General features: G+C 33.9%; 20 protein-coding genes and 3 pseudogenes. 6 read left to right on the top strand and 17 right to left on the bottom strand.

What is annotated here, in order from left to right; genetic code table 11:
* Positions 1-600: 600 nt before the first annotated feature.
* Positions 601-870 carry an Abi family protein gene (locus ACFQIC_RS12415; RefSeq protein WP_204707583.1) on the bottom strand — a complete coding sequence of 90 codons (270 nt, stop codon included), beginning with the start codon at positions 868-870 and terminating at the stop codon, positions 601-603.
* Positions 846-1,238: an Abi family protein gene (locus ACFQIC_RS12410; RefSeq protein ID WP_204707056.1), complete on the bottom strand. Its 393-nt coding sequence runs from the start codon at positions 1,236-1,238 to the stop codon at positions 846-848. The genes ACFQIC_RS12415 and ACFQIC_RS12410 overlap by 25 nt, the downstream gene beginning before the upstream one ends.
* A 299-nt stretch (positions 1,239-1,537) precedes the next feature.
* Between ACFQIC_RS12410 and ACFQIC_RS12405 the strand changes: the two genes are divergently transcribed.
* Positions 1,538-1,747, top strand: a complete 210-nt coding sequence (locus ACFQIC_RS12405) for a hypothetical protein (RefSeq protein ID WP_204707058.1) — start codon at positions 1,538-1,540, stop codon at positions 1,745-1,747.
* Between the two features lie 301 nt (positions 1,748-2,048).
* On the opposite strand, the gene ACFQIC_RS12400 is transcribed toward ACFQIC_RS12405, so the two are convergent.
* From ACFQIC_RS12400 to ACFQIC_RS12390, 3 genes and pseudogenes are all read right to left on the bottom strand, one after another.
* Positions 2,049-2,216 (bottom strand): hypothetical protein, encoded by a 168-nt coding sequence (locus tag ACFQIC_RS12400; RefSeq protein WP_204707060.1) that lies wholly within the window; start codon positions 2,214-2,216, stop codon positions 2,049-2,051.
* Between the two features lie 1,145 nt (positions 2,217-3,361).
* Positions 3,362-3,568 (bottom strand): annotated as a pseudogene (locus ACFQIC_RS12395) (DUF302 domain-containing protein); the annotation flags it as partial.
* 1 nt (position 3,569) lies between these two features.
* Positions 3,570-3,752 (bottom strand): annotated as a pseudogene (locus tag ACFQIC_RS12390) (sulfurtransferase TusA family protein); the annotation flags it as partial.
* Between the two features lie 255 nt (positions 3,753-4,007).
* Between ACFQIC_RS12390 and ACFQIC_RS12385 the strand changes: the two are divergent.
* Positions 4,008-5,015, top strand: coding sequence for a DUF3231 family protein (locus ACFQIC_RS12385; protein ID WP_204707062.1), 1,008 nt, complete (start codon positions 4,008-4,010; stop codon positions 5,013-5,015).
* 190 nt (positions 5,016-5,205) lie between these two features.
* On the opposite strand, the gene ACFQIC_RS12380 is transcribed toward ACFQIC_RS12385, so the two are convergent.
* Positions 5,206-5,301, bottom strand: coding sequence for a hypothetical protein (locus tag ACFQIC_RS12380; protein ID WP_390217137.1), 96 nt, complete (start codon positions 5,299-5,301; stop codon positions 5,206-5,208).
* A gap of 41 nt (positions 5,302-5,342) precedes the next feature.
* On the opposite strand from ACFQIC_RS12380, the gene ACFQIC_RS12375 reads away from it, so the two are divergent.
* Complete coding sequence (locus ACFQIC_RS12375; protein ID WP_204707064.1) at positions 5,343-5,792, top strand: tyrosine-type recombinase/integrase; 450 nt, start codon at positions 5,343-5,345, stop codon at positions 5,790-5,792.
* A gap of 473 nt (positions 5,793-6,265) precedes the next feature.
* On the opposite strand, the gene ACFQIC_RS12370 is transcribed toward ACFQIC_RS12375, so the two are convergent.
* Positions 6,266-7,066 (bottom strand): cupin domain-containing protein, encoded by an 801-nt coding sequence (locus tag ACFQIC_RS12370; RefSeq protein WP_390217135.1) that lies wholly within the window; start codon positions 7,064-7,066, stop codon positions 6,266-6,268.
* Between the two features lie 213 nt (positions 7,067-7,279).
* Here ACFQIC_RS12370 and ACFQIC_RS12365 point away from each other — a divergent pair, with 213 nt between their 5' ends.
* Positions 7,280-8,197: a ferritin family protein gene (locus tag ACFQIC_RS12365; protein ID WP_204707068.1), complete on the top strand. Its 918-nt coding sequence runs from the start codon at positions 7,280-7,282 to the stop codon at positions 8,195-8,197.
* An 81-nt stretch (positions 8,198-8,278) separates the two neighbouring features.
* Here the strand turns inward: ACFQIC_RS12365 and ACFQIC_RS12360 are convergent, their stop codons facing one another.
* The 3 genes and pseudogenes from ACFQIC_RS12360 to ACFQIC_RS12350 form a co-directional block, all read right to left on the bottom strand.
* Positions 8,279-8,476 (bottom strand): YetF domain-containing protein, encoded by a 198-nt coding sequence (locus ACFQIC_RS12360; RefSeq protein WP_465260871.1) that lies wholly within the window; start codon positions 8,474-8,476, stop codon positions 8,279-8,281.
* Between the two features lie 721 nt (positions 8,477-9,197).
* Positions 9,198-9,374: pseudogene (locus ACFQIC_RS12355) on the bottom strand (AbaSI family restriction endonuclease); the annotation flags it as partial.
* Between the two features lie 174 nt (positions 9,375-9,548).
* A complete protein-coding gene (locus ACFQIC_RS12350; protein WP_204707071.1) occupies positions 9,549-10,565 on the bottom strand; it encodes a DUF3231 family protein in 1,017 nt (338 codons plus the stop codon).
* Positions 10,566-10,789: 224 nt separating this feature from the next.
* Here ACFQIC_RS12350 and ACFQIC_RS12345 point away from each other — a divergent pair, with 224 nt between their 5' ends.
* Both ACFQIC_RS12345 and ACFQIC_RS12340 read left to right on the top strand, forming a co-directional pair.
* The gene (locus ACFQIC_RS12345) at positions 10,790-11,266 is read left to right on the top strand and encodes a hypothetical protein (protein WP_204707073.1); all 477 of its coding nucleotides are present in this window, start codon (positions 10,790-10,792) and stop codon (positions 11,264-11,266) included.
* A 120-nt stretch (positions 11,267-11,386) separates the two neighbouring features.
* Positions 11,387-12,409 (top strand): DUF3231 family protein, encoded by a 1,023-nt coding sequence (locus tag ACFQIC_RS12340; RefSeq protein WP_390217132.1) that lies wholly within the window; start codon positions 11,387-11,389, stop codon positions 12,407-12,409.
* A gap of 232 nt (positions 12,410-12,641) precedes the next feature.
* Here ACFQIC_RS12340 and ACFQIC_RS12335 read toward each other — a convergent pair whose 3' ends face one another.
* The 7 genes from ACFQIC_RS12335 to ACFQIC_RS12305 all read right to left on the bottom strand — a co-directional run bounded on the left by ACFQIC_RS12335 (position 12,642) and on the right by ACFQIC_RS12305 (position 20,452).
* Positions 12,642-13,172 (bottom strand): IS66 family transposase, encoded by a 531-nt coding sequence (locus ACFQIC_RS12335; protein ID WP_390217130.1) that lies wholly within the window; start codon positions 13,170-13,172, stop codon positions 12,642-12,644.
* 345 nt (positions 13,173-13,517) lie between these two features.
* A complete protein-coding gene (locus tag ACFQIC_RS12330; protein ID WP_390217128.1) occupies positions 13,518-13,760 on the bottom strand; it encodes a hypothetical protein in 243 nt (80 codons plus the stop codon).
* A gap of 195 nt (positions 13,761-13,955) precedes the next feature.
* Positions 13,956-14,444 carry a CBO0543 family protein gene (locus ACFQIC_RS12325; RefSeq protein ID WP_204707080.1) on the bottom strand — a complete coding sequence of 163 codons (489 nt, stop codon included), beginning with the start codon at positions 14,442-14,444 and terminating at the stop codon, positions 13,956-13,958.
* Between the two features lie 991 nt (positions 14,445-15,435).
* The gene (locus tag ACFQIC_RS12320; RefSeq protein WP_204707082.1) at positions 15,436-16,341 is read right to left on the bottom strand and encodes an eL24 family ribosomal protein; all 906 of its coding nucleotides are present in this window, start codon (positions 16,339-16,341) and stop codon (positions 15,436-15,438) included.
* Between the two features lie 553 nt (positions 16,342-16,894).
* Positions 16,895-18,958 (bottom strand): hypothetical protein, encoded by a 2,064-nt coding sequence (locus ACFQIC_RS12315; protein WP_204707084.1) that lies wholly within the window; start codon positions 18,956-18,958, stop codon positions 16,895-16,897.
* Positions 18,959-19,004: 46 nt separating this feature from the next.
* On the bottom strand, positions 19,005-19,481 hold the full coding sequence (locus ACFQIC_RS12310; protein WP_390217126.1) for a Panacea domain-containing protein: 477 nt from the start codon (positions 19,479-19,481) through the stop codon (positions 19,005-19,007).
* A gap of 485 nt (positions 19,482-19,966) precedes the next feature.
* Positions 19,967-20,452 carry a cupin domain-containing protein gene (locus ACFQIC_RS12305; protein ID WP_204707086.1) on the bottom strand — a complete coding sequence of 162 codons (486 nt, stop codon included), beginning with the start codon at positions 20,450-20,452 and terminating at the stop codon, positions 19,967-19,969.
* Positions 20,453-20,535: the final 83 nt, after the last annotated feature.

Below are 20,535 nucleotides of genomic sequence, written 5' to 3'. Positions count from 1 at the left end.
AATTTCACAATGATGTCCAAACATTTCAGCCGTAGATTTTGCTAAAGGAATGTATTTCTGCAATATTTGTTTCCTTTCTTCCATGTCACTCTACCTCCCACCTTAATTTATACCTTTTTATATAAAAATTTCGATCAACTTTTTTGAAGTTTAAGAACAGCTTCTACTATCGTATTTAAGGTTAGAAGTATATAAATTTTCAATTGACTAATCCATCATAACATATAAAAATTTATATATAAAAGGCAAAAAAATTAGTTAATATATACTTTTTTATATAAAATTAAGTTTATTAAGAAGTACTGCTTCTCATTCCATTAATTTTAATTACAGGGGATTACACATCAATTATCTCCTTTTCTAAGCGTGAGCATTACACATTATCTCGAAATCAAGTCTTCCACAATCCTGCCCTTATGTGGAAGACTTGATTTCAAGATAACTGCCCTGTGAATTTCAGTGGTAAATGACGCATTAATTTTAGGGTTACTTTTCTTAAGAAACTGATAACAGAATGAATTTATTAATAAGAGATAATTTCCTCCAAAATCTGTCCCGATTGTTGAAGATTCTCCTTTCAATCATGAAACCCATTTCATATCAATAACATTCGTTTTTGACATTTGTTAATGATTGCAGCCAACTTTCTATATAATAATAAGGAACATTATAATATACTGTTGCAATATTCTTTTTAAGTTCCTCTTTTAAATTTTTATATAATTTCGCAATAGTCCCAAATGAAGTGACTTCCATTGCTACCCAAACTGGAAAGTTTCCGGCGTAATTTTTATAATGGTGTTCAACGAATAGTTCACTCTTACGACTTTTTTTAAAGGATTTTTCTAGTTCTTTAACTCTTCGTGAAATTGCTCATTTATAAAATTCTCTTTATTTTTATATCCGAGAGGTCCATATTTATGTGCAATTTCATATGAAATATGCGTTCGAAATGCTATCTCGATGGTTTCTAATACACCTAAAAGTAAAAGTCTTAATTTCCTATCAAATTCATACAATGAAAGTAATTTGTTAAACGATGAACCTTCAATAAACTGCTCATTAGAGTTTTTCATTGTGAGGGTGTATGCAGATAAACGGTAATAATTAATCCTTTGCAATATTAATTCTGAGTACTCTGAATTATTAATGTATAAATTTCTGTTTTTATACAATTCTACTTGTTCTTTAAAGGTTGTAGGTGGTTTTATTTTTGATTGATCTTTTTCAGTATCCACTCTCGCATTTCCCCTTGAATAAAAAAAAATGACCCACCGTGGTCCGCATTGATAAGAGGCGTGGTGGGTTCTGTTAATATTATTGTATATCGTATAAGTGTTTTTATCAATTTGTCGATAGCTTCTTTTTGCGCAAAAAAAGTATAAAATCTGCCCCTTTATATATCAACCTTAAAGTTAAATTTTGGCCAGATTTCTACATTCCATATATAAGGTTTTAAAAGGATGAAAACGGGTAATACTTTAGCAATAATAGCGTAATGTTGCGGTAATATTTGTCTGATAAAAAGGAGATTTTCATGGACCAAAACAGACACATTCAATATGTACTTAGCCAGTTGATGACAATGGACGAGATAACAATAGAGGATCACCCTCATTTGCCGTATGGTAAAAAGGTCGTAGACCAACATGGTGATTATGTTATTGTTTGTTGGGATAAGAAAAAAAAACATGTCACATACACGTTTAAGGGAATGGAAAGTCACTTCTTTATATTTGAAAAATAACTCGAAAGAGAAACCTGCCTCAAGGGAATTGACCTCGTAACAGCAAGAATGGCTGCTTCATCCATCTCAATCATTTTCCAAAAGACTACGATTTGAGATTTCCCCCTTTCTTCTTTACTCTTCCACCATCTTCTTTGATTTGCTTAAACGGAGTTGCCGTGAATTGGAAAACACAAAAAGCGTACAGAGGTATAAATACCGTGCTGTTGGATGGAGGAATATGCCACAATTGGATAGATCTAACCTTCATTGGACCCTTGTCTTATGGAAATCATAAGATTTAACGTTAACAAAAAAAGATCTATTTATGAGTTGGGAGAAAACGAACACCTTTTCTGTTAGCAGCTTGTTGCATGAGGTCTAGTTCAGAATACATAACTTCGGTTAAATTTCCTTTTTGAATGTTTTTATAGATTTCAGCATAAAGCCCCCTCAATAAGTCAAGCGGCACATCGTCGTAAGCGGACACTATTACTCCCCCTTCAATATCAAATATTTCTCAGAATCGTGTTTTATGTATATTTCGAACTATCCTTTCTTTCCTATCTGGATATATTATATCATCATGTCCCCCTCTAGTCCGGACTATTTCACCCATTCATTACTTTGATATAATTAACCCGATTAATTAAATCTTAATTCTAACCGTTGGTGTGCACTAGATCGGGGAGGATTAGCATTTGTAAGATTTAATATATCAAGAAAACTATTGTTAAATGAAGATCTCCTAACGACTCAATGACTACCGAAGATAATCAGAATAAAAGAACGATGACGAGCCACAATATCATTAGATCATGGGTCGCTGACTAAATATCTTGAAAACGAGATAAACCAGTTCCATGATAAACGTTGATCAAGAGCTCTACGAAAGGATGATTATGCTAAATTTTCGACCATTGGTTGCAAGCCCTAAATGTATTGATATTTATAATTTATTTTGTAATTTATCCTGGCTTGTTCGTATGATTCCCCTTTAACTTGTTGGTTCTAACGCTATTCCTTTTCTATTATATATTTATTCTAATTACTTCCCGTTTAGGAATCACCCCTTTCAAGCATAAACTCTATATCGTTATCAATAACGTTCGTTTCTTAGAAGTGTCTCAGTTTCGAGTCTTCCGTATAAGGGGGAAAATCTTAAGTAAGGTTTATGCGGTTTTAGAAAATTACTGTGATAATAAGAAGAACCCCACATTATAGGTGGAGTCCTTAATCAAATATGGTCATTTTCTACATGTTCTCACTAAATTGGTTAAAAATGTGAGAAGTTTAGGTCAACACAAATTGTAATACAATACTTCTTTAGTGTAAACACGCTTTAAACAATTAAAGAATGGTTGATTATCTTGATTTCAAGTGTTCAAGATAAAGGTGCTTTACTAGAATAAGTAACGAGACGATTATCCTCTATCGGATAATCGTCTTTTTCAGTTAATGTTCATTCAGGGTGTACTCTATTGATACAAGTGTTCGACTAGCCAAAATCCTTCAAGGCAATTTCAACAAGGAAAATAAAATAATTTAGGAGGTGTTTTTAATGAATATAAAGAAAAAGAACGATAAAGGTATTTAACCTACCTCTACCATTCTAATCATGCTAATCTAACCCCTCTATACACTTTCATCAATACAAATAATTAGTCGATTTTCAATGTCCTCTGCAAATTCTTTAATAGATGTATCATTTACCATTTCAATTAAGGCCGTAGGCTTTGGTAATCCAATTTTCACTCGTCCTTCATCTTCGTAAATGACTATTTTACATGGCAAAAAATATCCTACCATTTGGTTTTGAGTTAGCACACGTTGTGCTTCTCTCTGCTAACTTTCTTTTAAGCTCTTCGTTAGTAGTTGTGTTCGGGTGCTTTTTCTCTTTGAAATCCTCACCAGATGATTTTCTTAAATAATGTCTAAGAACTTCGTCTTCTTCTATTGTTCCTATATATTGATGTCCGGTACTTCCTGCCCATGCCTCAATATCAGCTTTTGACCCTTTATCTGTGAACACGTTTACCAATCACCATAAACCTACAGATTACTATTTAATAAACTGTAGGGCTTATCTTTTACATTATCCTACTACACAGTATAGTTGTACTGCGCAGCAATAACTTTTTTTGTTAGTTGTTCTTCGAAATACGAACCCATAGTTTAAAACAATTGTTCCTTTTAAACAATCCTTCCTACATTTTGGGGATATTTCTTCAACACATACACATAATAGAAAAAATTAACTTTAATTGTAGAGGTGATTGCTTTGGATAAAGAAAATATAAAACTTACATCTGCTGAAATTGGGACTTTGTGGGGAGCATTTGTGAATGGTACTGCTATTGATAGTGTAAATAAATACATGGTAACCATAATTGAGAACGAAAAGATTAAGGCAATTATGGAAGAAGCTATCCATATATTTGCAAAACAAAAGGAACAGATTGTCACTTTTATCAAAAAAGACGGTTTTCCTGTACCAAATGGATTTACAGATTCTGACTTAAATAAAGGGACCAAACGGCTATTCTCTGATATATTTTGTCTACATTATTTACACATTATGTCGGTACACGGCTTGATTGGTCATAATACAGCTCTTGGTTCTTCAGTACGTAAAGATTTAAGGAAGTTTTATGATTCTTGCGACAATGATGCGAAGTACATTTATCATAAAACGACTGACTTACTTTTAGAACTGGGACATTTTCAACGAGATCCATACTTTTATCCTGAAGAAGAAAACCAACAGTATGTTTCAGGACAAAATTTTCTTGACGGTTTTTTTAGTGACAATAGACATTTAGCAGCGACAGAAATCATTAGTCTTTCTTTAAATTTAAAAAAATCTATCTTAGCAAAGACACTCTCCATTGGATTTAGTCAAGTTGCTCAATCAACAGAAACGAGAAAATTCTTAGTAAAGTCAGGAGACATTGCAGATAAACATATTCAATCACTAAGTAATATCTTACAAAAAGATAATTTACCTGTCCCTATGTCTTGGGAATCTGAAATTACAAATTCACAAGAGGCTCCTTTTTCTGACAAATTAATGCTATTTCACATGGGATTTTTGTATCAAACCGCCCAAATTTTCCAAGGGGCAGGCTTAGCAACTGCAATGAGAACAGACCTTACATTAGCTTATGAAAAAATCATATTGAAAAACCTTACCACTACAAAGCAATGGTTTGATCTGATGGTTCAAAATAAGTGGCTCGAACAACCACCTCTTGCCCCCAATCGAAAAAAAATTGCAAAGGATAAGTAATGAAATACACCTCTCTAGAATGGAGAGCTGTATTATTTTTTCTACTTAAATTCACTATTTTTAATTAAGCTATCAATATTTTTTTGAATTTATTTTTTTGTTGAATAATACTGTTTCAAACTAAATCTTTAAAATCCTAGGGTCAAAATAGTCTATTTGCTACACAGTATTTAATCAAATGGACAGCAATTTACTGAATCAAAAACCTTTTATGCTGCTCGCGTTTTCTTTCGTGAGTTATTTTTGCATACCTAAGTGTGGTATCTGGCGAACTGTGACCTAACAATTCTTGAATAGCTACGAGTTCAGCTCCATTATTTAAAAGATTTGTATCCTACTATTGATGTAGAAAATACAAAAAATAAATTATCTACTGTTCTATCAGAGTATTATATTCAAAGAGTTGAGTTAGGTGAGGTACATCCTGACCTTGAGGATAAAATACAATTGTTCATCTCTGCAAAAAAACTAGAAGGTTTAAGTCCTTTTACTCTAGACAACTATCTCATGGAATTAAGTATGTTTGCTGATATCGTAAAAAGGAAGGCTGAGGACATAACTACAGCAGATGTCCGAATGTATTTAAGTCAAGATGGTAACATAAGAATGAGCACAATTAGAAAGAAATCATCTGTTTTAAAGAGTTTTTTTAGTTGGTTAGCCTCAGAAGAATATATTAAACGTGATCCAACCACCAATATAAAAGCTCCAAAAGATGAATACCGACTTCCTAAATCATTATCAATCGAAGAACTAGAATTGTTAAGAGAATCCTAATGATTCCCTTTATGGATGCAAACTAGCGAAAAATATATCAATTAAAACTCCCCTTATCTAAAATAAAAGGTACCTTATATCTTATATAGGGTACCTTGAAGTATTTCCCCTTAGGAAAAACTTGTTGTTGCGCAGTATGTAGTCAAATACGAAGAGACGATCACTTGATAAACGTAATCGTCTCCTTAATTAATCAACAGTATTCTTGTACTGCGAGGCAAATGACTTATGTTTTGTTAGTTGCTCCTCTTCGAAATAAGCCTCCAAAAGTTTAAACTGGAGTCTACTACGTAGTATAAGAGTTACTCCACAATTTGTACTTTACCATAATAAAAGACGCAACTCCTAACTAGAGAAGTCCGCCAGATTGTGGAAGATCCTGTCTATCAACTGTAATTTTTCCTTTTACTTAAAGTCACAGTTAGCTGTGAACTATACCGTGTAAACCACAAAATAAAATGCTTATTCTATCTCTACATATTTTTACTTTGCTGAAGAAGTTTGGATTCTCCTGTACGTTCCCATTCTTCTACTGTTTCATATGCTTTTTCAGGTGAATAACCTTTCCCGACAAGAACTCCCATTAGAATAAACTCTTGAAGAATATGTGTAGCATTGATACCTCTTTTAACGTCCTCTAACCCTTCATTAACTAAAAATTCCGTGTGCTTTACCCATTCATCTGGGGTCTTACCAAATACATTAGTATTTCCGTTGCCATGGCCTTCCTCCGCAGCCATTGCATCTGCTTTGGTAACATGAACAGTACCGAATGGATGATTAGGTGGAGCGTAGATCGAGTAAAGTTTTAAAGGAGTATTACCTGTATTGGTTAGATTATGCCACGTTCCAGCAGGTATGATGATTGCAGAATCATCATAGACATTTCTTTCAAAGTTTAAATTATTTTTATTTTTACCCATTCGAACAATTCCCTGACCTTGTTCAATACGTAAGAACTGGTCAACATTAGGATGCATCTCCAAGCCAATATCTTCCCCAACATCGATACTCATTAAAGTAACTTGTAAATGCTCTCCTGTCCACAAGGCAGTACGAAACGTATCATTTTGCTTCGTTGCTTCATTGATATTTATCACAAATGGATTTGGTCCATAGTCTCTCAAAGAAATATGACCATTAGAAGATCGAAAACCATTAAACCCGTTTGCATGCCCTACCTCACCAGGAAAAGCCCCGTAAATAGGCTGTCTTCCATGATGATTCATTTGTGCATTCCCATAATAAGGATATTGGTATTGCCATGAATACATATAAGGATCATAGTACATTTTTCTCAATCCCTTCACAAGTTTATAAATTCATCCTATGCACTTGTGTATTTTTTGCATCAATAATTTGCTTGTTGTTAACAAAATCAAAACATTTTTCAGAAAAATTGCCATGTTACAACAAGAATACACTTTGCACAGTAACCCATACACAAAGCATAAAATAGTTGAGAGTTAAACAGAAGGAGGACAAACATGTATTCAAATCACAATTTTTATCATTATGGTACACACTATAATGATTATTATCGTATGGCCAATGACACTCAACTTGTAAATGATATTCAGAAAGCGATTAATGCTGAGTATAGTGCGATTGCTTGTTATGGAAAATTAGCCAACCTAGCACCTACAAATGATGAAAAGGAAAAAATACTTGAGATACAACAAGATGAAAAACTACACTTTGAAGAGTTCAGCAACATTTATCGTAATTTAACAGGACAACAGCCTACGTATAAAATCATTGAGCAATGTCCCAAAAAGTATCGAGCTGGAATTGAGTTTGCCTTTAAGGATGAACAAGAAGCGATTGATTTTTATTTAGATATAGTTGATAAGGCACTGGACCCATTTATTAAAGATAGATTTCGACGTGCAGCAGCAGACGAACAAAATCATGCGGTTTGGTTTATGTTTTTCATTTCAAAATTAATGGGTAGTACCAATATTCATCGGCAAGATGATGATTACGCGGCTAAAGGGGCATTAAGTGCTACCTCATTAACACTTCCTCAAATGCTAACTTATGCTCTACAGGATGAATACTTGGCACAAGCAAGGTATGAAAATATTCTTAGAACCTTTGGTGACATTCCAACTTTTTCAAGAATTAAACAAGCTGAAATGAGACATATAAGTGCATTATTACCTCTATTTGAACGGTATCAAGTACCATTACCAGAAGATATAGCGCAAAATTTTGTAACTACACCTGAAAGCATTAAAACATCCTATGCCGCTGGTGTACAAGGAGAAATAGACAACATTACTATGTATGATAAGTTTTTATCATTCGATCTACCTGTTGATATGAGAATAGTCTTTCAACAATTACGTAACGCCTCCTTAAATCATCTTGCTGCATTTGAAAGAGGACTTGCTAGAGATTGATTTGTTTCAAAATAAAAAAGTATAATAGATGTGCCTATCCACCCTATTATACTTTTTTACCTTCACTAACAGTTAGACAATTTATTCTTCATCGATTGGTAAATGAATATGGTTTTCATATGTATCAACATACATATTTCCATTAGCAGATAAAACTGCATATAATACGTTTTGTTGAGTCAAGTTACGTTTTTTAAATTCTGAATACAACCATGACTCTGTGAGTTTATTTTGTTCTAAATTTTCTTTCATAACTTCCCCATCCATAACAAGCTCAATTGGTAATTTGAATTCAGGAGTTACTGGAAAGGTAAGTACATTCTTTCACAAAGTCACCTGAAATGAAGATATCTGTTGCGCAGTAATAGTCTACTACGCAATACAAGAGTTACTCCATAATCTGGCCCTTTAATGGAATAACCAAATTATCAATCTTACTTATTTAAATCCCCTATTTTTTTATAGAAAAAGCTCCCAAAAGTTCTGTGAACTTATGAGAGGCTCCTTAGATTTAGACTGTAATTTTGAAAAATCCAGTCAATATCCAGTCAATATTCATTTATAGGGTTTCAAATCCTTGTCTATCAAAGGGTTTGAGGACAGCTTACATCATGCCGCCCATGTTTTTACCTAATCAAATAGTATTAAATAAAACCCATAATAACCATTAATCACAACCCCTAATAAGTCCGAATCCAATATCCCAAGTAAAAGAATTTAAATACTTATGAATAAAAGTATGCCAAAGAGTATGTCATAAAAATCACAGTCCAATCGGAGCAGAATACGCCTGAATCTAGCTTTCTTCTTTCGCTACATCCAGACCGATGACTGGATTTATTCTCCGATCACTCCCATAAGCTATTCATTTCTCCGGTCCCTCTATCTCTCTTGTAGTTTCATATCTTCGCTTGTTATACGAGATCATTCCATCATGAAACGTCCCAACTAGCCTCATAAATGTTTCTACAAGTAGAGGGGAACAGTTTTGTGGACGGGATCAATAAAGTCCCATTGGCCCGCTATTTCTATGTTTATTTGTGGGAAATATAGATCCATTAAAGCATGTGTACTTTTTGCGTTTAACGTATTGTTGGCTTACAGGTTTAAGATCTGTGTTAACCAATTTATGCCATATAACAGTTAAAATATAGTTTTCATAATCTTTTCGATTAGTACGTGAAAAGTCATAGGAACAGGAATGTCATCCTCCCTCATTTTTGAGCCAAAAACACGGCAGATTTGAGGTAGTGTTTCAGACCATGGAAGCTGTCTAGTTAAAACTAAACTGATTCATTAACATAAAAAGCTAATAGCAAAAACACTTATGAAAAATTTACAACACAAGTGCTTAAGACTTTTTAATTATATCTTTTCGTTCTTCCATTTGCGGTGGTTCTTCCATCCATTCGTTCTTAATCATTATTTTTGCACCTTCATGGGCATATTCGAAAATATCTTTCGTGAAAATTGTCATTTTTGCTACCAAGTCGTTCCGTAAACTAAAAGCACTTCCTACCGCATTCCCTCCCATAGAAAAACTGCAAAACAAACTGGTACAATACATCATAAGCTTATCAGAAAACGGAGCAACTGTTGAACGCGTCGCATGTCCGCCCGAAGTAGCAGGTATTTGAATACCATCTTCGAGAAATGTTTCACTCATCTCTTTAATAACACTTTTGGAGAGTTCTGCTCCTTTTGAAAAAAATTTCTGTACTTCGGAACTATTGGCACACTGGGCAAAACCGGTAATCATTTGTAACCCCATAACATTTGCTTCAATACCATGATAAATATAAGCAACTTCTATCGTATTTAATGTTCGTTTTTTACCAATTTTAGTAAGTGGATTAAGTCCAGCCAAATAGCTTTTATCTTTAACAAACTCAACGGAATCAGGCATTGAAACATAAGGAGATCGAGCAATCAGCCCTTTTTCAATCAAATATTGTGTACAAGAATTGTAAGTTGCTTGAGTAATTGCGGTAAGGTCCTTTAAGATCAATACAATATCTTCACGGTACGCCATGTTTATATTTAGCGTATGTAATCCCATACTTATTTCTTTTAGTAACCGGACGAACATGATATCAAAACCATTGTCATACAGCTTTGGAACATCTTTATTGACATCTTTAGAAGTATATCCAATTGGGATTGCAGCTCCCTCACTTTTAAAAATATCTGTTATTTTATCAACGTAATTATCCAATTCACTATATAAATCATCCATTATTTTTTTAGCTTTATCATCGTCGGCTTTTTCAATAAAGTATTCTAACATTCGCAAAATCATCGTTTTTTCTTGGTATGTAAGCCATAGGATACCAAGTTCGGATGACGTTATGGCAGGTTTCTCAGGCATACTGCATTCCTCCTATATTTTGTCTTCTTTTATTTTGCTCTAAAATTGAAAAATTATTTTTCCCCTTAGCTAGAATATTTCAATGCTGTACTAAGAAAAATAAAGTTACCTGAAAAATTCAATGAAGAGAATTGAAGGTTATTTAGATGGGGAGATGGAGTAATAACCCATCTCCAAATAGATGCGAATTGTTAAAAAAAGAAAAGTGATAGAAGTGAATGCTAATGATAACGAAAGATGAGCTTGAAAAAATCCTTTGGAGTATAGCTTTACCTGGGTTTGCCCAAATTCTGAACGGGAAGCTTTTCAAAGGATTACTTTTCATTGGATTAGAAATATTGATTAATGTCCAATCCAACTTTAATGATGTAATTATTCTGAGTTTTCATGGTGAAATTGAAAAAGCCATTGAACAAACGAATTATCAATGGTTGATGTTTTATCCTTGTCTTTATTTTTTTGCGATTTGGGATGCTTACAGTGATGCAAACGGTAAAAAAGCACCCTTAGCGTTTCTTCCGTTTGTGTTTTCCGCTTATTTCATTACAAGTGGTCTTATTTATTCAGCAACGTTTAAAGTAAACGGAATATTACTCGGACCAATTTGGTTACCAATGTTGTCATTACCCATCGGAATACTGATTGGGGGGTTTTTGAGGTTTACGCTTTTACGATTTATATTTAGTGCCGAAAAACCTTAGATACACTGGCTCAAAAAGGTTTATGAAGCCTTCATAACAAAGAATTCTAATGGTGGAATACCCCTTACGAAGTTGGGAAACATACTTGTAAAATCTATATTTGTAATGGAGGAGAAAAATTTGAAAGCTCCCAAAACCAACCATAAAATTGAACTTACATCAGCAGAAATCGCAAACCTTTGGTCATCATATCAGAATGATACGTTAGCAATTTGTTCCATCGGGACTTTTTTGTCTCATGTTGAAGATAAAGAAATCCGTTCTGTTCTTGAACTTGTAATGAAGCAATCCCAGGCACATGTTAAAAAATTAAAATCATTTTTCACGGAAGAACAACTTCCCATTCCTGATGGTTTATCAGAGGAAGTAGATGTTCATAAAGAAGCCCCACGTTTGTACACGGATGATTTTTACCTATTCTACATTCAAAATATCGGAAAAATTGGTTTGAAAACTTACTCATTGGCTTTGTCAAACTCCGCTCGTTTGGATATGTGTGAATACTTTACCGAATGCTTACATGAGTCGACAAAAGTGCTTAACAAAGCTACAGAAGTCATGGTGTCCAAAGGGACATTCATCAGAGCACCTTATATTCCAGCACCTAAAAAGGTGGAATATGTCCAAAACAAACGTTATCTTGCAGGATGGTTTGGTAATCGCAGACCCTTAAATGCTATTGAAATGTCAAATATTTATTTTAATTTGATACAAAATCAGTTAGGTCGAACCCTACTTATGGGATTTAGTCAAGTGGCAAAGTCCCAACAAGTTCGTGATTACATGGTAAGAGGAAGAGATATTGCCGATAAACATGTTGAAACTTTTGGTTCTGTATTAAGCAAAGACTTCCTTCCTTCGGCAAGCTCATGGAGTATTTTACCTACGGACTCCAGTGTTGCCCCTTTTTCAGATAAACTGATGATGGTCCATGTTACTGCTTTAAATGCTGCTAGTATTGGAAGCTATGGACAAAGTATGGGAACGAGTCCGAGACATGACCTGGGAACACATTACGTTCGATTTACCGCAGAAATTGCGAAGTACGCAAATGATGGAGCAAATATTATGATCGAAAACGGTTGGATGGAACAACCACCACAAGGACCCGACCGAGATCAGATAGCTAGAAATAATGAGTAATTATCAAATCACTGCTGAGTAAACTTTTTTATAAATATAAAAGCTCCTCGAAGGGAGCTTACGAATACGAATGGCTTTTACCTGATCGGCATATCAAGGATTTCTTTTAACCATCGAGGGCACGTGGGGAACCTTCATCTCGATTGAGATGTTGACTTCCATTAGTTTCACCCTTCGTAAGCGTAAAATAACCCCCACCTATGAATAGATGAGGGTTCGTCCTATGATTGAATTACTTCTTTGGAACGTGACAAATTTCAGGTAACGATGAGGACCAGGGAAGAACCTCTTCCCAAGCCTCTGGATCGGCAAGGTCTACCTGAGGAAGTTGTTCAAATAAATAAGTGAGATAGTAGAGAGGGTTCAAGCCGTTGGCTTTTGCCGTTTCTACGACACTTAAAATGATGGCGCTGGATTCAGTCCCTTTCAGGCTATTCGCAAATAGCCAATTTTTACGGCTGATCACAAATGGTTTGATGGATCGTTCAGCTCGATTATTATCGATATCTATCTGCCCATCATGTAGGCAGACCACGAGCTGATTCCATTGATTTAAACAATACGTGATGGCTTCCCCTAATTTGCTTTTCGGCAGAACTTTGGATTTGTGGTTTTTCAGCCACACCAAAAAGTCCTCCAGTATCGGTTTACTGTTCTCTTTCCGATACTCCAGGCGTTTTTCATCTGTCCACGTTTTACTTTCCTTCTCGACATTATACAATCGTTGAATCTTCTGAAGCGCCTCCTTGTGATAGACCAACATGGTGATTATATGATTGTTTGCTGGGATAAGAAAACAGAACATGTCAAATATACGTTTAAAGGAATGGACAATGACTTTTTTATATTCTCCTAATCATTCAACACCTATGAAAAGGAGGGCGAAAAGTGGGCTGATATTTGGTTGGGATATTCCTTATAGTGGAAAATGGACGGCGTTAAAAAGATTACTTTTATAAATTAGTGAAACATCTTAAAGAATGGTAGGTTAGATTAAAAAAGCAAATTTATAGGAAAAACAGATGCTAGATTGCAATAGATAGGTGGGAATAGATTCCATAGTTTCGACAACATAAGGGCTTATTCTATTTATTAAAGAAATAAGCCCTTATGTCGTATTGTATTTCTGTTTTATAGGTTCTGCCCAGTTAGGAATGTCGTCAACCTCAAAAGTTATACGGACATGGCCATTGGAGGTTTCTAAAACGAGTTCTCCATCTGATTTACTGTTATCAATGACGACCAGATTATCAACGAGGGATACATTTCGAAGCAGATTCTCTTTAGAAGTCGTATCCCTTTTCAGGATGTCGCTTGTCGGAATATGGTGCCCACCATTTTTCACACGCAATGTCTCACGCTCAATGTTTTGTTCTACATGGCCTAATCCTACGTACCTGCGGATGAGAATTATGATGAGTTGTGTGAGAGGATGTTTGGAGAAGGAACATTCGTTTAAAAAACTGCAATAAATCCAATAATTGCAAGGTGAATGAAAGACATTCACCTTACAATTATGCTCTTCAAAAACCACAGTTTCTCTCGATTATTCTGCATGTCCAGTGTTTGAATATATTCTCTTAAAGAACCATTTATAATATGAACGTGCCAAAAAAAATGTTACAAATAAGGTTATCCAAGTCCAGTACCAAGACCAATGGATATACTCAATTACATTAGTATTTATTTCAAGTATTACCTCAATAACTGTAATGACTGAAGTATATAGAGCATAGTAACCAAATTTAGCTATTTTATTTTTTTTCTCTGGATAATGAACATTAAAGATGGCACAGATTGCAGGATATGCAAAAAATTCAAAAGTAAAACTTGCCTTGGTTACATAATCAAACAACCTTACAGGATATTTAATCAGCCTCATATCAACAACAATAATACCAAGCAACCATGTTATACACTGCTTAATATGAAAGGCTACTAAAGCATGAAGAATTTTATCTGTTGGAATGAATATTAAAAGAGCAGAGAAAGTTACTATCCACACCATTATCAAAATAATTTGTTCTATGGACATTACAAGACTTCCCTCCTCCAAAATTACTGGCTGAATTAGTATGCCCATTATTTACCTTTAGTATTAAAAAAAAGAAGGGTATACCTTTTCCTTGCTTATCTTTAAAACGTTCGTTTCTGATACAGATATCCGAGGCAGAGAATTTATTCCTTTACCCTTGTTATTCCGATCCCAAAAGTCGTATCAAAAACAAAATTTCAATATGTGTATTAGATAACCTTTTTGATAACATATAAGTCCCGACATGTTCGTCGTGGTTTCTGTCAAGATTTCAAATGACAAAGTCAGGTTAGCAAAGCATCAACAACGAAACTATACGCTAAGGATAATTGCAATATAAAAGCTTGTTTGAATTAATTTATAATTATATTGGCCTGAATATCTTTGTTGAAGGTAGTAAACCAATTGAAGTAAAGGAAGATAAAAAGGCCTCTCAAAAGTTCTATGAACTTTTTGAGAGGCCTTTTAAATTTAGGCAAAACATTAAAGAATTCCTGTCAAAATCCAGTCAAATTATTTCTAATCCTTGTCTTAATAAGGTTTTGGTCGTTATCACATCATGCCGCCCATTCTCTTAGGGAATTAAATACTAACAATTATGAATTAATCCCCCCTATATAAAAGGTGTTTTAACTTGCCCGTACTACATTGAGGTTAAATAAGATATCACTATTTATGAACAATACCCAGACAGAATCCAGTCACAAATATCTCTTTAGAGAACCCTCTTTAGGATTTAGGAGCTATGAACAAAACAAAATAGAACTCTAATAAAATCTATCTATTTAATAGGAAGCGTATCAAAATCTCGATAGCTTTTTCATTTTATAATTGGTACGATATGTAGCGTACTAGCACGCTGAGTAAACGAATGTCTTCTTTTCTTCTTGTGAACGTAGTTTTGTTCTTATACTTCAACTTGTTCGGTACGGCCGTAAGGTAAACGGAACAGGACCTAAGGAGTGTTGGTGAAGGATTGAGCCATACAGACTCATAAAAGATTCCGTTGCTTTTTGGAGGACTGATCATTCTTTTTGTTGTGATATTGCCAGTTTTTATTGCATTTCGGGTTACAAAATCTATGTTTGCTGTTCCTTGGTTCGAATTCACTCCCGCAATAATCACAGGACTTAAACTGTTTTTCTATTTGTTTCATCGAAGATTCCAAGTTTAGTCCCTGCCCCTCATAAAGTTCCTGAGTAGTAATAATGCTACCATTCCCTTTTGAATTATTATCCCAGGCAGATATTAACCTAAGATTAGATGGATGAGAAAGAATTGGAGCCGGCACCCCATTATCGTACCCATCACGCACAGAATATTTGTGGTCATACTGCATACCTTCAGGGCGCTCTTTACCATAGTGCTTATCAACGATTCTTTGGCAAACTTTTTTGTACTCCTGATAATCTCTTAAATGAGCTGTATCATATCTCAATTGAGTCTCTTCTGTTCTCTTTTCTCTTAATTCCTTTAACCATTTTGATTGCTGTTTATAACGATCAGGGTCGGAAAAGAACTCCTTGCTGGTCCTGCTATTATGTTCATCCATCCTCTTTTGATGGCTTCCAAGTTCAGACACATTGATTCCTGCTTTTGTAAGCTTCTTTGTAATGGCTTTCCGGTTTATTCCATAAAAATCAGCTACTTCATAAATAAACATGCCTTCGTTAACTTTCTCCATGATCATTTCTGCCGTTAGGGAGAACCCTAATTGTAGGTCGAGCCGTTGCCCCAAGGACTCCGCTCTTGAACGAATAGGAATGTTGTTTTCGCGCAATCGGTTTTTAATCGTACCTGGAGAGCAGTTGTATATATTGCTAATTCTAGTGAAACTAAATTTTTGATTAACGTATAAATCATATAAGTCTTCTTTTGGAATTACAACCTTTGCCAATTCAATTCCCCCTCTAATAATTTTATAGCACATTTGTTGGGGGTTTAATAGTAGAGTATCGCCTATACTTTTAGAAGGTAATCAAAGGGTCAATAACAAGTCAGGTTGATTGAAACCCACCAGGATTATTAAAAAACCACAATCTTTAATACATAAGATTGTGGTTTTAATTTTATTATATGATCGGTATGTAACTTCACCCGACCCCGAAGGACCCCGTTAATAAACGGGGTAGTTAATATTAAGTTTTAAGTTAAATTATATTATAATGTAATTCAATCATATACATGTTGACTGTTTAAATCAAGAAAAATACGTGTAGATTGAAAAAAGCAACCTCTTGTAATAAGAAGCCGCTTTTACTGTATAAGTTTCGGTTTAGCAGTTACATCAAATCAACTGCTGCCATAACCCAAACCGCTCCTAACCTATATCTATAAATGATTTAACATAGCTGAAAAAGAGTAGGTACCTACTCTTTTTAATTGAAATACTATTGAGCACACGAAACTATTCCTAATTATGGTACTTCTATAATTCCTTTATATTAGTTCTATGAAGATTTGATAGATTTTTTTATATAGAAGTTAAACAACTGCTCGAAATACTTTATGTCGTTGCTTTTGATGAGTCTAGTATTTAATTTATTTAATGTTTTTAAGAAATCACTTTCTTTCAAAAATAGCAATCCAAAATCGTTTTTAGCACTCTCTATTTTTGAAAATGTATATTTATAATAGTCACACCCACTAAACAGAGCACGAATATCTACATAATGATCAATACTCTTTTTAATATTAGTGGTTTTCTTAGGTAGATTATAGTAATCAGAATAAATTTGTTGTCCAAATAATAAAATCCCTAATTTACGTATGCAATACTCATCTGCACTAGTTTTAAAAATGAATCGGTTAAAATAATCATTGTCTTTATCCTTAAGTTGTATATAAGGATTAACTTCCCCTCTGTTCTCATATAACTTAGTGAAGGTCTCTTTCAATTCATTTGTTCTATGAAAATTTGTAATTAAAAATTTCATTAGAAAACCTACAGCTGGGTAATTACCTATTTCAAGTGACTTCAGACATACTTGAAATATTGAATATATGTATGCTTTGTTGAACGTTTGATTCGTCATTTTTCTTCTGAGATACTGTAGCATCTTGTCATCTATTTGTGTTTTGGTTTTAATAACCTGATCTTTATTTTTTATCTCTCTGGCATCTAAAATGGAATAAGCATAAATACTAAGTTGGTTTACGTCGCCTTTCTCTACACACCTAGTCATTATTGCAGTAAATATATCCAGACTTATAAATTTATCTGTTAAGATTTCATGACTGCTGTATTTACTAAGTTGATCTAACACTGAAGTTGATACAATTGGATGTTCCTCTTGTGTAATTGTAAACAACCTGTGCAAGCTTGAAAGATAAACGTTTTTTAATTCATTAAACCCTTTAGCTGGAGAAAGAAGGTCATTTAATTGTTCCACACAAGTAATAGCTTCAGCATATCTATTATGTTCAGCCAAGTAGAGAATAATTGATAGATGTATATTCATAAAAGTCTTATATACTTTATCGCCAGACACATTATTACTTAGATAAAATCTGTTAGCATTCATTACCTCTTCTGCTTTTGGCGGTCCGGTTTTATAAGCAACAAGTATTTTCTCCCATTCATTAAGCAGCTTACTGTAATCATATAAATCATTATCTATGCAGTAGCTAATAACCTGGTTAAAACCCTCAATATGCCTTATCACGTAATCATCTATATAGTCCTTTTGTTTTCCATTTGGGGCAAGGTGAGAAATATATGAAAGATCATCCATGTCTTTTATGGATTTATTAATAGTATAATTATAATCAATGCCCAAAATCATATCTTTGATAACTTTCACTAAAACATAGCTTGAAATTAGTAACAATAATAGTAAGGTTATAAATCTATTAATAGATAGTACACTATTAAATAACTGATTGGATTTAACCAATACCAATAAAAGATTACCATAAATAACAGTTACTAATATTATCAGAAAGCTAAAGTTGTTGCTATTCATTGCGTTATTTAAACTCACAGAAAATGTTTTTCTTTCTCTATATGTGAAAATGTATAATGTCAAAAGTACTGAAAATGCAATGGACATAGCCTTTATTACACTTTTCATTATTTCATATATAGTAGCTTCATTACCTCCAACATAACCTTTAATACCAATGATCTTGAATGTTTCTACCCATAAATCATAAAATATTATTGAATTAAGTGGAATAAACCAGTAAAGCAAAAAAAAGAGAAAGACAATTGTTATACATCCTAATAAGGAGAAAGGAAACGATTCTAACCTTGATATAAGAATCTTAATTTTTAAATATGTCTGGGCAAGTCTTTCGGACAAATACAACTTCCTATCATTTTTCTCATTATCTGCATAATAACACCAAAAATCTCTTATAATATAGTACAGCCTTACTACAAAGTTGGCTTTCTTTCCAGAAATGTAGTCAATACACTTTTGAAGGTTATTTACAATAACTAGGTAATTCACTATGTATATAAGAGAAATAATAAGCATCAAAGATATTGTAATATCGACCAATAATGACATTTTTTACCTCCAAGTACATTAAAAAAGAAGAGTTCTTATAACTCTCCTAGTTTAAATAATCACTGTAAAAATTCTTCATATCGTCAATTTTTATTTCCTTGTTACTTGTTGCATTTTCCGGAAGACCTTTCCTTGCATTTATCCACGGATCTTCTGAGTGAGTCAATTCTTCTAAGAACTTCCCATCGTACGAACCAAAAACTTCCCACACTGATTCTAAAACTTCCGTAATACCATCAATGAACTCTGGCGATGAAGTTGGTCGTTCTATTTCTTTATATCCATAATTTCGATATTCATTGTATAACTCTGGACAAACTGGACCATGCATCCACGCTTCAATTCTAGAGTCAAAAAGTTTCTTACCGTAATTTAATGCTACATACCATGCTTGAGCATAGTAGACAAGTTTTTGGAGTTTTAAGTGTGTAATTGCTTCTTCAGTACCCATATTTCCTTTATCAAGGAAATAATCAGCAACGTCATGTATAGTAGCATTTTGTATTACTGTCGGATTAGTCAACTTACACACCCCCCTCTTAGTTTATTTTAATACTTATTTTTATGTTTGTCATTAGTCAAATACCCTATTTTGCATATATTATTCGTGTTTTTCTGAAAAATCACGAATAAGAAAAAACGAAAAAACATATTTCACTTTATTTTTCCTGTGAAAAGCTCTAACTATGCAAAAAAGCACGTGAACACTTATTTTACATGTTTATATAAGGTTAAGCAATCTCCCACAAGATACTTAGACTATATATTTTCCATCACCGCATTAACTAATCTTACACCAAGTACACATACAAGGATTAGGGGTTGTCACATCATGCCGTCCATGGATTTATCCATATAAATAGCAAAAAATAATATCTAAATAACATGTGAGTTCTAGCTTTATTCAGTCTTAGTTCTTTTAATAAGACTGAATAAAAATAACAAATAATGAGAAAGAGTATGTCATCTACTGTCCCTGAATAAAAACTCTCCTTCAGTTTGTCTCCGCTATATATAACCAATATAAAAAGTCAACCAGACATAAACCTGATTGACCATATAATTTAATTGAAACTCATCCTTATATCTTTTGCAATTTAGGATTAAACACTTCTTTCCTTTTTGATGGCCGTCATTCTCTTGGTAAGGTTCTTCCCTCTCCAAACCGAGCTTCTCCATCCTCGGCAGGTCTCTTACCGTAAACAAGTACGTGTCATCTGCGGAGGTGGAAACATGTTCATGCCACGCCCAGTTCGGAATAGCGAGAAGGACGCCTTCTTCCCAATCATATCGAACACTATCTATAACTGTATAACCTTCTCCTTTAAAAACGTGTAGGACTTTAGATCTTGTATGACGGTGAACTTTAGAATGGAATCCTGCTTCCAGCTTCTGAACCCTAGATGAAATGTTCGGATGCGCTGTTTCCCCATTTGATGGACTTAAATATTCAACAGAAAAACCATTGTAAGGATCCGATTCAAAATCCGACATACTGTCCAGTTCCTTTTTCGTAGGGCTTCGTCAATATTGTCAGCCGAAATAACCTTTATTTTTGAGTCACTCTGGCATTTGGC

The organism is Halobacillus seohaensis (assembly GCF_042663045.1).
Classification (GTDB): Bacteria; Bacillota; Bacilli; order Bacillales; family Halobacillaceae; genus Halobacillus_A; species Halobacillus_A seohaensis.
The sequence above is the reverse complement of the archived record's forward strand: the minus strand, read 5'-3'. Positions and strand labels throughout refer to the sequence as shown.

What these genes read in the sequence shown, in the direction of transcription:
- ACFQIC_RS12405 (WP_204707058.1), top strand. Translation starts at nt 1,538, where the DNA reads ATGGACCAAAACAGACACATTCAATATGTACTTAGCCAGTTGATGACA.
- ACFQIC_RS12370 (WP_390217135.1), bottom strand. Translation starts at nt 7,066, where the DNA reads ATGTATTCATGGCAATACCAATATCCTTATTATGGGAATGCACAAATG.
- ACFQIC_RS12365 (WP_204707068.1), top strand. Translation starts at nt 7,280, where the DNA reads ATGTATTCAAATCACAATTTTTATCATTATGGTACACACTATAATGAT.
- ACFQIC_RS12350 (WP_204707071.1), bottom strand. Translation starts at nt 10,565, where the DNA reads ATGCCTGAGAAACCTGCCATAACGTCATCCGAACTTGGTATCCTATGG.
- ACFQIC_RS12345 (WP_204707073.1), top strand. Translation starts at nt 10,790, where the DNA reads ATGATAACGAAAGATGAGCTTGAAAAAATCCTTTGGAGTATAGCTTTA.
- ACFQIC_RS12335 (WP_390217130.1), bottom strand. Translation starts at nt 13,172, where the DNA reads ATGTTGGTCTATCACAAGGAGGCGCTTCAGAAGATTCAACGATTGTAT.
- ACFQIC_RS12325 (WP_204707080.1), bottom strand. Translation starts at nt 14,444, where the DNA reads ATGTCCATAGAACAAATTATTTTGATAATGGTGTGGATAGTAACTTTC.
- ACFQIC_RS12315 (WP_204707084.1), bottom strand. Translation starts at nt 18,958, where the DNA reads ATGTCATTATTGGTCGATATTACAATATCTTTGATGCTTATTATTTCT.
- ACFQIC_RS12305 (WP_204707086.1), bottom strand. Translation starts at nt 20,452, where the DNA reads ATGTCGGATTTTGAATCGGATCCTTACAATGGTTTTTCTGTTGAATAT.